This is a genomic window from Winkia sp. C0117E2 (assembly GCF_056590455.1).
The window spans coordinates 66,047-79,071 of sequence record NZ_JBWPWD010000001.1 but is presented as its reverse complement, the minus strand read 5'-3'; the positions used below and the strand labels follow the sequence as shown (position 1 = coordinate 79,071).

13 protein-coding genes are annotated in these 13,025 nt (G+C 55.6%); 4 read left to right on the top strand and 9 right to left on the bottom strand.

Going from position 1 to position 13,025, the window contains the following annotated elements:
* Positions 1–17 precede the first annotated feature (17 nt).
* Positions 18–1,235, bottom strand: coding sequence for a class I SAM-dependent RNA methyltransferase (locus tag AC1EKG_RS00360; protein WP_004805293.1), 1,218 nt, complete (start codon positions 1,233–1,235; stop codon positions 18–20).
* Complete coding sequence (locus AC1EKG_RS00355) at positions 1,235–3,202, bottom strand: APC family permease (RefSeq protein WP_004805297.1); 1,968 nt, start codon at positions 3,200–3,202, stop codon at positions 1,235–1,237. Before AC1EKG_RS00355 ends, AC1EKG_RS00360 begins: the two co-directional genes overlap by 1 nt.
* A gap of 134 nt (positions 3,203–3,336) precedes the next feature.
* Here AC1EKG_RS00355 and AC1EKG_RS00350 point away from each other — a divergent pair, with 134 nt between their 5' ends.
* Complete coding sequence (locus tag AC1EKG_RS00350; RefSeq protein WP_004805298.1) at positions 3,337–4,002, top strand: potassium channel family protein; 666 nt, start codon at positions 3,337–3,339, stop codon at positions 4,000–4,002.
* Positions 4,003–4,704, top strand: coding sequence for a potassium channel family protein (locus AC1EKG_RS00345; protein ID WP_004805299.1), 702 nt, complete (start codon positions 4,003–4,005; stop codon positions 4,702–4,704). It begins immediately after the preceding gene.
* Here AC1EKG_RS00345 and AC1EKG_RS00340 read toward each other — a convergent pair.
* Genes AC1EKG_RS00340 through AC1EKG_RS00325 form a run of 4 tightly spaced genes read right to left on the bottom strand, consistent with a single transcriptional unit; the run spans position 4,649 to position 6,617 of the window.
* A complete protein-coding gene (locus AC1EKG_RS00340; protein ID WP_004805301.1) occupies positions 4,649–5,284 on the bottom strand; it encodes a DUF3159 domain-containing protein in 636 nt (211 codons plus the stop codon). The genes AC1EKG_RS00345 and AC1EKG_RS00340 overlap by 56 nt on opposite strands.
* Positions 5,281–5,658: an OB-fold nucleic acid binding domain-containing protein gene (locus tag AC1EKG_RS00335; protein ID WP_004805303.1), complete on the bottom strand. Its 378-nt coding sequence runs from the start codon at positions 5,656–5,658 to the stop codon at positions 5,281–5,283. Before AC1EKG_RS00335 ends, AC1EKG_RS00340 begins: the two co-directional genes overlap by 4 nt.
* Positions 5,655–6,296, bottom strand: a complete 642-nt coding sequence (locus tag AC1EKG_RS00330; RefSeq protein WP_004805305.1) for a DUF3710 domain-containing protein — start codon at positions 6,294–6,296, stop codon at positions 5,655–5,657. The genes AC1EKG_RS00335 and AC1EKG_RS00330 overlap by 4 nt, the downstream gene beginning before the upstream one ends.
* 18 nt (positions 6,297–6,314) lie before the next feature.
* The gene (locus AC1EKG_RS00325) at positions 6,315–6,617 is read right to left on the bottom strand and encodes a DUF4193 domain-containing protein (RefSeq protein ID WP_004805307.1); all 303 of its coding nucleotides are present in this window, start codon (positions 6,615–6,617) and stop codon (positions 6,315–6,317) included.
* Positions 6,618–6,810: 193 nt separating this feature from the next.
* On the opposite strand from AC1EKG_RS00325, the gene sepH reads away from it, so the two are divergent.
* The gene (gene sepH, locus AC1EKG_RS00320; protein WP_004805309.1) at positions 6,811–7,683 is read left to right on the top strand and encodes a septation protein SepH; all 873 of its coding nucleotides are present in this window, start codon (positions 6,811–6,813) and stop codon (positions 7,681–7,683) included.
* Here the strand turns inward: sepH and AC1EKG_RS00315 are convergent.
* The gene (locus AC1EKG_RS00315; RefSeq protein WP_004805310.1) at positions 7,680–8,774 is read right to left on the bottom strand and encodes an alkaline phosphatase family protein; all 1,095 of its coding nucleotides are present in this window, start codon (positions 8,772–8,774) and stop codon (positions 7,680–7,682) included. The genes sepH and AC1EKG_RS00315 overlap by 4 nt on opposite strands.
* 62 nt (positions 8,775–8,836) lie before the next feature.
* Between AC1EKG_RS00315 and AC1EKG_RS00310 the strand changes: the two genes are divergently transcribed.
* The gene (locus AC1EKG_RS00310; RefSeq protein WP_004805312.1) at positions 8,837–11,257 is read left to right on the top strand and encodes a DNA gyrase/topoisomerase IV subunit A; all 2,421 of its coding nucleotides are present in this window, start codon (positions 8,837–8,839) and stop codon (positions 11,255–11,257) included.
* Here AC1EKG_RS00310 and AC1EKG_RS00305 read toward each other — a convergent pair.
* Complete coding sequence (locus AC1EKG_RS00305) at positions 11,246–12,181, bottom strand: GNAT family N-acetyltransferase (RefSeq protein WP_004805315.1); 936 nt, start codon at positions 12,179–12,181, stop codon at positions 11,246–11,248. The genes AC1EKG_RS00310 and AC1EKG_RS00305 overlap by 12 nt on opposite strands.
* 1 nt (position 12,182) lies before the next feature.
* Positions 12,183–13,004, bottom strand: a complete 822-nt coding sequence (locus AC1EKG_RS00300; RefSeq protein WP_048707307.1) for a GNAT family N-acetyltransferase — start codon at positions 13,002–13,004, stop codon at positions 12,183–12,185.
* Positions 13,005–13,025: the final 21 nt, after the last annotated feature.

Sequence of the window (13,025 nt, the reverse complement as noted above, 5' to 3'; positions counted from 1 at the left end):
GTCCAACTTGGACAGTGCTACTTTTCGAAGACGCTCACCTGCTCGACATGGTGAGTGTACGGGAACAGGTCAAATGCCTGCGCTCTCGTCCAGGAATAGCCTTCTGCAAGGTAGTAGCTTGCATCTCGGGCCATTGCTGCGACGTCGCATGCAACATGCACAATCTTCTTCGCTCCCGCGGTTGCCATGGCATGGATCAGCTCGCGTCCCGCTCCCGCACGGGGCGGATCCAGCACGAAGGTATCTGCCTGCGAATTAGCCAAGGTCTTCGCATTTATGCGCGCTTGCACAACCTGCGCCTGCAAGCCCAACGCACGTAGATTCTTCTGGGCAGAAGTTACTGCGCTTCGTCCTCCTTCAAAGGTTTGCAGCGACTGCGCCCTATTGGCAAGGCCAACCGTAAATAGCCCGGAGCCGGAAAATAGCTCAATCACCCTCCCGGGATCTTCTCCTACTGCCTCCATAACCTCACTGAAAAGCAGGTGAGGCGCATTGACATGGGCCTGCCAAAAATCGGTGGCCATTGCCCGAAGAATTACTTCATCTTCCCCGCCGGGGTGCACAGGTCCACTCAGGGGATATTTCACCACCGGGGTTGCAGGCTCACCGTCCGGTCCCCAAACGTTCTTATTCGCAACAATCTTCGGAGCATCTGCGCTGGAGGCAACGACGCGTATACGATCACCGGGCACGAATTCCCACTGGTCTGTGCCGAACAGCCCAAGTGCGTTGATCTGCTCGTTTGCAAGGGGCATGGAATCAATTGGGACTAGTTCATGGCTGCCAGCCCTATACATACTGGCTTGCCCTTGTTCATTGACCTCAAACTCCACCCTTATGCGCTGGTGAAGTCCCTTAGAGGCACCCGGCTCTATCTGCATGTCTAGCTGCTTCAGAGCCGCTGCAGCATCACTGCCGCCTATTCTCCGAGTCTGATCGGCAATCACGGCTTTCTTCCATGCCATTCCCCCTTCGAGGGAGACATGCCCTAGCTCGACTCCGCCGATCCCCTCTTTCTCTGCCAGAGGCCAAATGTGGCTGATTCGCTCCGGAGAAGCAGACAGTACCTCCACTGTCTTTGCCCACGCTAGGTTCTTTTTAGACTTTAGAATCCGAGCTCTTACGCGCTCCCCGGGAATAGCACCGGAAACTAGAATGACTTTTCCATCTAGTCTCCCGATGCACTCGCCGCCATGGGCCGGGCTTTCAATCTTAAGTTCTACAATGTCGCCCATTAGGCTTCTTTCCTACTTTGTTCTGGGGGATTAATGGTGGAGTTGGCGCCCGGCTTAGCAACGTGGTCATAGGCACCAGTCAGCTGCCAAGGGACTGTCGCCATCACTACACCTGGGACAAATTGTAGGCGCACGCGCAGCCTTGTCGCCGAATGGTTATGAAGCGCAGACTCCCACCAGTGTGCTACTAGGTATTCCGGGATATAGACCACCACGAGGTCCCGCGGGGAAGACTTGCGAAGGTTTCGCACGTATTGGACCACGGGTCCGGTTATATCTCGGAAAGGAGAGGCAAGCACGGTTAGTGGCACCGGCACTGCTGAGGCCTTCCACTGTTCCTTCAATCCCCTTGTGCTATCCGGATCAATGTCGACGGTAAGCAATTCTAAGGTAGAGGGCGATGTCGCCCTCGCATAGGAGATGGCGCGCATTGCAGGTTGATGCAGGTTCGATACCAGGACCACTGCGTGTACGCGTGAGGGCAAGGCCAATGCCCCCTGGTAGTCGGGAACTTCAAGCTCCTCATTTGCCGTCCGGTAATGCTTCCGTATGCCCATCATGATGGCAAACACCAAAGCCATAAGAAGCAATGCCATCCATGCCCCGTGGATGAACTTAGTGGCCATGACAATGATTAGCACCGCACCAGAAATCAAGAAGCCAATAACGTTCACGACCCGGGAGCGCTTCATGGCAGTCCTGGCATCGGCATCTGTAGATACCGACAGCTCACGGCTCCAGTGCACGACCATGCCCAACTGGGAAGTAGTAAAGGCGATGAACACCCCAACGATGTACAGCTGGATCAGGCGAGTCACTTGGGCATCGAAGGAAAGAACCAAGACAATTGCCCCGGTTGCTAGGACCAAGATGCCGTTTGAATAGGACAGGCGATCGCCACGATTGTAGAGCTGCCGAGGTAGGAAGGAATCCCGCGCCAGTACCTGCGCCAGCTGCGGAAAACCATTGAAAGCGGTATTCGCAGCCAGAACCAGGATCAGACCAGTGACGATAGTAACCAGGTAGAACATCGGCTTGGCATTGGCAAAAATGGTAGCTGCTAGCTGCCCAATGACCGGATCCACGCTGATCCCTGTGCCCACAGGCTTGCCGTTAACGAGTAGATCGGTAGCTGGGTTTTCAACTGACCGTACACCGGTCTTACCTGCTAGCAGCAGAATTGACATGAGCATAGCCGCCGAAATGGTCCCAAGTAGCGCTAGCGTAGTGGCAGCATTTTTCGACTTTGGCTTCTTGAAGGCTGGAACACCATTGGCAATCGCTTCCACCCCCGTCAAGGCTGCACAACCTGACGAGAAAGCGCGGAGCATCAAAATGGCTCCCCCGATGCCAACTAGACCAGCGGAGTATTGAGCCTTGGGCGCAATCTCATACATCGCGGTAGGTGCATGTCCGATGGATCCTGTAGCCCACTGGAATATACCTGTACAGATCATCGCGCCGATCGCTACCAGGTACAGATAAGTAGGAATAGCAAATGCCTTGCCCGACTCGCGCATACCGCGCAAATTAAGCAACGCTAACACTGCGATAATAAGCGAACCAATGAGCGCCTCACTGCCGGCTAACACAGGAAAAGTGGCGGATAGGTACTGTGCACCGGACGAGATTGAGACCGCGACCGTCAATACGTAATCCACCAGTAGTGCAGACGCTACTACTAGCCCGGCAGTTCCGCCCAGATTCTTTGTAGCCACTTCGTAGTCGCCACCGCCGGATGGGTAGGCTTTCACGGTCTGGCGGTAACTAGCTACTACCACCACCAACAGAACGACCACCGCAAGTCCTACCGCTGGTGAAAGCGCAGTCACGCCGAGCCCGGCAAAGGAAAGTGTCAGTAAGATTTCATCCGGCGCATAGGCAACCGAGGAGAGCGCATCCGAGGCAAAAACTGGCAGCGCGATCCTCTTTGGCAACAGAGTATTGCCCAGTGCGTCCGAACGCATGGGCCTGCCTAAGAGGACTCTTTTTATCCCGTCTAAGTATTGGGTCACGCCGATAATCTACACTCTTCCCAACGCAAGTGAAACAGCGCGGCATTTTGCTTTTGTTTTTGCAATCCCCAGGGTAGGTTAGAGCCGTGCATTTTGTGATCATGGGATCCGGCCGTGTTGGTGCGGCAATGGCAATAGAGCTTGACCGGCAAGGCCACTCAGTTGCCGTAGTCGATCAGAACCCCGCCGCATTCCGAAAACTCAAGAAAGATTTCTCTGGCCAGAAGGTCAAGGGAGTGGGATTCGATAGAGACACGCTCCAGCGTGCAGGTATCGAAGACGCGTATGCCTTCGCGGCAGTATCTAACGGGGATAACTCCAACATTTTGTCTGCGCGGGTGGCTCGTGAAACCTTCGGGGTAAAGCGGGTTGTTGCCCGTATCTATGATCCTCGAAGAGCTGAGCTTTATCAGCGTTTAGGGATAGCCACCGTCGGGCCAGTGAAATGGACCTCAAGAGCAATGCTGCGCCGCATGCTCCCTGACAACTCTGAGGTGATTTTTGCCGACCAGACGAACGGCATGGAGATCTTGCGGGCTCGCCCCGCCAAGATGTGGCTCACCCGGCCCCTAGCGGAGCTCGAAAAAGCGTTGGGGGTACGAGTCGCATATGTTTCACGCCTGGGAAATGCCCTTTTAGCACGCCCGGATTATGTGGTGCAGGAAAACGATGAGCTTTTCATAGCAGTACAGCACTCCAATCTGACAGACGTGTCCCATCAGCTTGCCAACGGTCAAAGTGAGGAAAAATAAATGAGGATCGTCATTGCCGGGGCCGGTTCAGTCGGACGCTCGATCGCGGCGGAGCTCCTGTCCCACGGCCACCAGATCACACTTATGGACAAGTCCTCCGACAAGATGAGGGTAGCCTCTGTGGCCGAGGCCGACTGGATTTTGGCGGATGCCTGTTCTCCAGATGCGCTCTCGCAGGCGAAGGTAGACGAGTGCGATTTTATGGTTGCCGCTACTGGCGACGACAAGGCAAACCTGGTCATCTCGCTTCTTGCCAAGTCCGAGTTTGGAGTCCCCCACACCGTAGCTAGGGTAAACAATCCAAAAAATGAGTGGATGTTCGATAAGACTTGGGGCGTCGATGTGTCGGTGTCCACTCCTCGCATGATGACCGCTCTAGTAGAAGAGGCCGTTGCTGTTGGTTCGCTGGTCCGGATCTTCTGGTTCCACGAATCAACCACTTCAATGTATTCGGTCACCATCCCCAAGGACGCCCCAATTCAAGGGATGCGCTGCAAGGACGTAGCACTGCCTCCAGATGTAGTTTTGGCAGCTATCCTTCGCGATGAAAGGCCGTTCAATCCGACTGACGATGACACGGTTGAGGCAGGCGACGAGTTGCTGCTGCTATTCGGTGACCGCCAGGGCCCAGATGTGTTGGCCGAAGTCAGTGCGCTAGTGGCTTCTCCCGCTTCAGATAAGGAGCCAGAAGACGCCAACTGAGGTAGGCGACCAAAATATATGGTGGCAAGCCAAGGGCAAGCCTAGCGCTGCCTAAGGCTGCCACCTGGTCCGCAAGGTACAGAGGTGTCTCTACTGCCAAGCGAAGTCCAAATAGAACTACCCAAAGCCATGTTGCCCACGCCCCGGCCCGCCTGAGGCGCTGTGATGCCCCACTGACCTTTTCTCCGCGGTACAGGCAGACCAGCGCTGTACCAAGAGGGCGACGCACAAGTATAGAAATTAGGAATATCCCGCCATATATGGCGTTCAGCCATAATCCGAAGGCGAAGAAATCTGCGGGATTGCCGGTGAGTAGCGCCCACACTAGCCCTATCCCCACTCCAGCTAGGCCAACAAGTGCCTGCCTTATTGATTGCCGCTGTACTAAGCGAGCAATGAGGGCTATAGCACCACAGATGCCAGATCCAATTAGCGGGGCCTTCAAGGAGAAGGTCAGCACGTAGACAATGACGAATACCAATCCCGGAATAACCGATTCGAGGGTACCCCGCACTCCCCCAAGAGCTGCACCAACCGAAAAATCGCCCTCGTCCGTTACTCCAGGTAGTCTCGCACTCATTTTGCGCTCGCCAGTAACGAGTAGGCAGGATTTACGATACGCAGATGGTCGCGGTCTTCACTGACCATTCCTTCCAAAACCATGTGCGCTCCCGGCGCAATGCCAGGAATGTCATCTCGGCCCATCCAAACGAGTTCAATCGTGCCGGTGCCATCTGACAAGGTTGCCGAGAGGTCAATGGCTCCCGGCCGAGCGGGATAGGTGACGGATGTCAACACTCCACCAATACGCACTTCGTTTCGAGCCGAAACCGAGCGAATAGCCCGAGTTCCAAGAGCCTCGGAGATAGCCTTCTCGTCTTCAGCACCAATGTCTACACGAGACTTCCGGACCTGGTTAAACTTTCCCTTCAGCCAGGTAAACACGTTAGTCACTGTTCCGGTTCGTTCTGCTCGGCAATCTGCTCGACGAGTTCGGCCGGCAAAGTTAGCAAGAGCCGATCCCCGGGAGCCTTCGCTTCCGAGCCGCGGTCTATCACAATCCCATGCAAGACCGAGTCAAGGCTTCGCCTGGCAGCTTCATCAGTAGCCGCAGAGCCAAGATAGCAAACCCGCAAGAGCCACCGCGGTCCCTCGACGCCGACAGTCAAAGACGGAAGCTGTTCTTCCCCTTCGGGCGGAGTAGCGAGGACGGCATCGCCCTCGGGCAAAGACACTTTCTGCGCCTTCCACCCCATCTGCGCGAATCCTTCCAGCATGGCCGGAGCAGACGCAGCCCAGGCTCCGCCAGACCGTGGAGCGGCAAAAACACCCAGTTCAAATGCCGCATTATTAAGAATTACGCGTAGGCCAATCAGCTGATTCTGGTGCGGTAGCGGATTTATCTGCATGCCCTGCACATACGGCAGCTTGATGGGACCAAAATCAACAAGTGGCTCGTCGCCCTCAACCTGCGAAATGTCGAAGGGGCCAACTGTCTTTGCTAAAGGAGCCGCATCTGCCTCCTGAGCTACTGGCTCAGGCGACACCTCTGCTTGGCTGACCTTCTTTTTCCGTCGCGAAAAAAGACCCATTGCATTCTCTCTTCAGTGTTAGTCTGCGCAGTCTGTGCAGACTGGTTGTCCATCCTCTTCGTATGCTAGCTGCGAAGTGTGGTGGACCAAAAAGCAAATGGAGCAAGTGAATTCGTCGTCCTGACGCGGAACGACCCTGACGGACAGTTCTTCGCCGGAAAGGTCAGCACCGGGCAACTCGAAAGATTCGGCAGCTTCGTTTTCATCCTGCTCGACTTCGGAAGAACCGGCAGCATCGGCACGACGCGCCTTTAGCTCCTCGATGGAGTCTTCATTGTTGTCATCATCGCGCTTGCGAGGGCTGTCGTAATCAGTTGCCATGAAGGGTCCTTTCGGTCCTACGTAGTAAATTGGGTGCGCCGGGATATTAGCACCTATTTTTGCGCTAATCTACTCCACTTTTATCCAGGTGCTTTAGACTCGCCGAATTCTTTGGTAAAAATACCCTAATTGTGTGGCAATATCGACGGTATCGAAGCATCGGTAACACTCACTGAGTAGGACGGTTTTTGCGATGGTTGATTTGGAAGTTTTGGGCGCTACCCCCGATGGAACTGCGGTTATCCTGACCGACAGCGAAGGGGCTCGCTACAGCCTTCCCATCACCGAAGAACTACGAATCGCAGTCCGGCGCCCTCTCCGCGACCTTGCCTCCACTAGCGGAATTTCAGCTAATAAAAAGATTCGCCCGAAGGAGATCCAGACTTTGATGAGGGCGGGCGTATCAGCAGCTGAGATCGCCGCCAACCATGACATGGAGGTCGAATCCCTCGAGCGCTTTGAAAGCCCGATCCTTGCTGAGCGTGCTTACGCAGCTGAACAGGGGCGCAATGCTCGCATTTCCCGCGAGGCCACAGCTCCTACTCTCGGAGAACTAGTAGTGAATCGCCTGGCGGCACGCGGCATAGACCCGGAGCACACCACCTGGGACGCTACGCGCAATCCAGGCGAGCCCTGGCACGTAAACGTCACATTCGTGCAAGACGCTACTGAGCACATCGCCACGTGGAAATTGAACCAGGCAGGACGCTCGGTAGAGGCTATTGATCAAGAGGCTACCTGGCTAACCGAAACTACAACGCCTGCAGGGCCGCAGCGGGGCGCAATCCCCCTGCATCCCGCGCCTGAACCAGCCGAAACCGAAGAGGTCGAACAGGTGCAGGGAACGGAACAGTTACTTGACGAATTGAACGCCAGACGCGGGCAGCGCGTAGAGCCCGCTACCGGGGAAGAGCCCGAAGACGAGGAAGATCCCGATGCTCTCCCAGGGATGGAGCATATCGAGTCTGCCCCGAAGCCTGACCGCGCCGAGGAACGTCCTGCCAAAAAGAAAGGTAGGCGCGCTATGCCTAGTTGGGACGAAATCGTGTTTGGAGCGAAACCCTAAAACGCTCTCAATACTGGAATGCGCATCTCCTCACTAGTAAGGGACCCGTGCACCCCCACAAGCGATCTAGCACCTTCAGAGTGTACTCCTCTTACGTAGCATACCCAGCGCCCGCGCATCCATACCTGGACTGATCCGGCAACCCCGTCGCGGACGGGGCCTATCGGAGATTCTTCGGCAGTGGTAACCCAAGCCCGCTCCGCAAGCCTTTCCCGCCAGCGCTCGACCGTTAGGATGGGATCCTCGCAGTGCAAGTGCAGCGCGCGTGGCTCCCCCGCTACTGCGTACACGCCCTCTAGGAGGTCTGGATACGCATCGGCTTCAATAGCATGGTCTTCATCAGTATTAACCATGCCATGGTCGGCAGTAACTACCAGGCAGGCGCCCTCGGGCAAGCTCCGACTCAAATTAGAAACTGTAGAATCTATCTCTTCTAATTGCCCTAGCCATGACTCGGAGCCCACTCCTTTGCCGTGCCCCGCATGATCCAATTCGGACCAGTACATGTAGACCACGTCAGCTCCTGCACGGAGCGCACTCAAAGAGCGTTTGGCAGTTTCGGTCAAAGACCGAGCCGGCAGAAAATCACTGCCGCGCAGCGCTGCTTTGGTAAGGCCAGAACCGGCAAATTTGGGTTTACCTACGAAGACCGCCCTCTTTCCGGCTTGCGCCAGTCGTTCGAAAAAAGTGGGCTGATCCTGCCATTCTTGGGGATTTTTGCCGTGGGCGAAGGTGATCAGGTTTTCTCGCCAGTTCCGCCCTGCCACTTCGTATCCTGCCATGCGGGTTTGTCCGGGAGTCTTGCCAGTAGCGAAGGACGTAATAGCAGCTGCGGTAGTGGAAGGCACGCAGGTTTGACAGCGCTGCACAGAATCGAGCTGGCGCATATTTCGCACATGCCCCCGGTAGTGCTCAAGCTGAGAAAGGCCCATGCCATCGACCAGGAAGAAAAGTACTTGCTTGCAGCCAGGCAGTAGCCAAGTGTCGTTTCCCTCCAAAGATTCCACTGCTGCGCTAAACAAGTCGTAAATACGAAAACTAGGGTAACCCGTACCCCAAGCATTACCTTGGCGCGGAGTGGAAATGGTCATTTAGCGCTCCTTTCCGGCGTGGGCTACCAACTGGCGATGGTAATAGTTCCGATAATAAGCCCATGAAGTCTCTAGAGCACGAAGATACTGACACCATCGTCGATATTGATGTTTCCCAGGAGATGCAGACATCTTTTTTGGAATACGCCTACTCGGTGATCTACACCCGTGCTCTCCCTGATGCCCGTGACGGTCTCAAACCTGTTCAGCGACGCATCCTTTACACGATGTCCAACATGGGACTACTTCCCACCAAAGGTCATGTCAAGTCCTCGCGAGTGGTCGGCGAAGTCATGGGTAAACTCCACCCTCATGGCGATTCAGCAATCTACGATGCCATTGTTCGACTTGCCCAGGATTTTACGATGCGTCTACCGCTTGCCGACGGGCACGGCAACTTCGGTTCGCTAGACGACGGGCCGGCTGCCTCCCGTTATACCGAGGTGCGCATGGCGGAGGCTTCCTTGGACATGGTCTCCAACATCGCTGAAGACACCGTAGACATGGAGCCAAACTATGACTCCACCTTGACTCAGCCCAGTGTTCTTCCTGCGGGGTTCCCGAATCTACTGGTGAACGGGGCCTCTGGCATTGCCGTTGGTATGGCTACCAACATTGCCCCGCACAATCTCGGAGAGGTTACCGCCGGCGCGCGCTATCTGCTGGCAAATCCTGACGCTACTACAGAGGATCTGATGCGGTTTATTCCGGGTCCGGACCTTCCCTGTGGCGGAATCATAGTTGGCCTGGATGGCATTCGTGATGCCTACGAAACTGGCCGCGGCGTGTTTAAAACCCGAGCGAAGACATCCATCGAGCGAGTCAGCCCACGTAAGCATGGGATAGTCGTCACGGAACTGCCCTACCTGGTAGGTCCCGAACGCGTGATTGAAAAGATCAAGGAAGGCGTAAAGCGAGGCCGCATCAAGGGCCTCTCGAACGTGTCTGATCTGACCGACAGGAATCACGGGTTGCGGATCGTTATCGAGGTAAAGAATGGTTTCAATCCGGAGGCTGTTCTCTCTCAGCTCTTCCGGCATACTCCCATGGAGGATTCTTTCGGAATCAATGCCGTCGCTCTTGTCGACGGCCAACCGCAAACGCTCGGCCTCAAAAAGATGTTGCAGGTCTTCTTGGATCATCGCATGGAGGTAGTACTGCGTAGGTCCAAATATCGCCTTAACAAGGCCCAAGAGCGGCTGCACTTGGTAGAGGGCCTACTGATCGCGGTCTTGGATATTGATGACGTCATAGCCATCATTCGTGCCTCCGAGGACGTAGCTTCAGCTAGGGAGCGTCTGAAGACGGCATTCGACCTCGACGACGTGCAGGCAGATCACATCCTGGCGCTGCGTCTTCGTAAACTCACAAAGTTCTCCCGGCTAGAACTAGAGGGCGAACGCGATGAACTAATGCGCGACATCGCTACTTTGCAGGAAATCATTGAGAATGACCAGGTCCGTAAGGACTTGGTATCCAAGGAACTTGCTGAGGTCTCGGATCGGCTTTCTACACCGCGCCGAACCCTTCTGCTGGAAGACGCAGGGGCTGTGGTCCCCACGGCATCGGCGAAGGCCAACTTGGATCTGGAAGTTGCCGACGATCCCTGTCAGCTCCTGCTATCTACTACCGGCCGCTTGGCCCGTGTCAGTGGCGAAGAGTCCGTAAGTCGCACGGGATCCCGATCTCCTCACGACGCGTTGGCTGCCACTCTCGGTACAACTGTTAGGGCCGAAGTCGGGCTAGCCACCTCTAAAGGCAGGATGCTCCGGTTTAACGTTCTGGATACTCCATCTTTGCCGCGCACCCAGGATGCGCCTTCTCTCAATGCCGGCATGCCGGCGGAATCATTGGTGGATCTGCAAAAAGATGAGCGCGTCATCGGTTTGGCATCACTCGACCCAAACTCCACGATCATGGGTGCTATATCACGGAGCGGTCAGGTGAAACGGATACGGCCGGAATATCCTGTTAGCAAGGATGAATGGATCTACATGGGGCTAGAAGATTCAGACGAGGTGTTATGCCTGGTACCCGCCCCAGATGAGGCCGACGCTGTCCTAATTTCCTCTACGGGGCAACTGCTTCGTACCCCCGGCCAAAAGATCCGCCCTCAAGGCACATCCGGACATGGCGTGGCGGGAATGTCCGTGCAAGACGGCGCAGTAATCGCCGGTACTTTCACTGCCGAGCAAGACGCGTTGGTTATAACCGTTGCTGCCCTGAGTACTGCGCTACCTGGCACCGGTCAAACTTCAGCTAAGGTAACCCCCCTCTCAGAATTTCCCACCAAGGGGCGCGGTGGCCAGGGTGTGCGCGCACAGCGTTTCCTAAAGGATGAGGACTGTCTTGAAGTGGCAGGGGTTCTAGCTGATCCGAGGGCGGTAGATTCTGCCGGTTCGCCAGTTGAACTGCCGGATATCAATCCAAAGCGTGACGGTTCCGGATCTCCGCTTTTGAACCAGATAGCCTCAATCGGATAGGTGCACCGTGTATGCCCTAGTTCGGGCAACCGTGCGGAACCCCAGCGAATGGTATAGGTCTAGGGCTCCAGAATCGTTTTCGGAACTGATGCCAGCTCCAATTGCATCCAGCCCGTCTTCGGCACACTGCTGCATCACCGCTGTGAGCAGTCTGCCTCCCACATTGGTCTGGCGCCACGGCTCGGCTACAGCAAATATGTCTACGTAGCATTCCTTCAGCCCAAGTGCCTGCCAGTCTTGCTTGTAGAGCGAGCACATTACCAGACCAGCTATTTGCGCCCTATCAGTGGATTTGTCTAGGGCAATAAAGGAATGCTGCTCCGAAAAGTGAGGGCGTCCTTCTTCCCATTCCTGTTCGCTAAGAGGGCTGGAGCCCCATTTCTGTCCCGTAACGTCGTTTACCGCAAGACGCAATTCATCATCTAGATCTGCGCTCCAGGGCACAATTGAGATAAACGGATCGGCCTGCAGCGCGGGGAACGAGTCTAAGCTAGCCCGCAGTTCATAGTAGGTCTTAGTCCAGGTAAAACCTCTTGAGGCCAGCACATCTACGAGCTCTGCCATTCCCTCGTCGACATGCATAACAACGTCACCTTCGTTGCCGCCAAGGAGTTCTTTTCCTGCCTGCAGTTGCAAGTCAACTATGCGCCCGCCCAACTTTTGCCTGCGATAGTCAGGATCTACTCCCCCAATGCAGAGCACCCGCGGTGGTTGAGACGGGCGAAATAGAGCATGGCCGAAAGCCACCAATGTCGCTCCTGCAAAAGCCCCAAACGCGCGCCATCGCTGGTCCGCCGCGAAATCGGCCTCTATCTCGGCACGGCTAGTCCGGTACGGAGGGTTATCGACATGCTGGATCCGCTCAGTTAGCTTTGCTACCTGAGCCGAGTCCTTGCTGTTTAGTTCCCTCCAGGTGATGGTCATGTCACAACTCGATCGAATAGACTTTCCTAGCGCCCACTTTTTCGAACTTCAACTGAGTGAGCATGGGATCTAGTGCCCATTTCGAGGCTTCGTCCAGTTCTAAGGCTATTCTTTGCCCACCTTGACGCGCGGCCTTATCGCAGATGACCGACATGAGCTCTGCAAGAGCCGCCCCCCTCTTCGGCTTTCTAGCGGCAGTCACCTGGCACTGCACGTCTGCTTCTTCCTGGCCAAGACGCAAGCCCTCTTCCTTGGTAACGAGCACAACTGCCTTCAGTTCGCCGTCCTCGAGCAGAGCTAAAGACAGATCTGTATCCATCCTGTCGCTTACCTGCTCTGCCCAGCCACGCACTTGGTCAGCAGTAGCTCCAAGAGAGGTACGCTCCGAGACCACAAACTTCATTAGTTCAGATTTTTCCAGTGAGGATGCTGGCACAATCTGCCCAGTTGCATTGGCGAAATCGGCAGGCAGCTCCTGCAGTGACCTGGATAGGCACAGCAAGGTCGACTTGGCCGAAAATCCGCCAGCAATGTACATCCGGCGCCGGTCCTGCAACTTCTCGTCTACCACGTTCAAAATCGAAGCTGGAGCATCAGAGAGGTCTCCGAAAACCTGCACCAGCAGCTGCCTTGCCCGAGCATCCTGCCATGCCAACAAGGCCCGCCCGATACCGCGGCCGCGCCAGGTAGGAGAAGTTACTGCAAACAGCTCGGCACGAGCAGGTAACTGATCTTTGTTTATCAAGGTAACCGCAGCAAATGCTGCAATGTCTCCACGGGCATCTTGCCCCACGATGGCATCCTGATAATCGTTCGGCTCCACGAGGCGCTCTAGCCTAGCCGG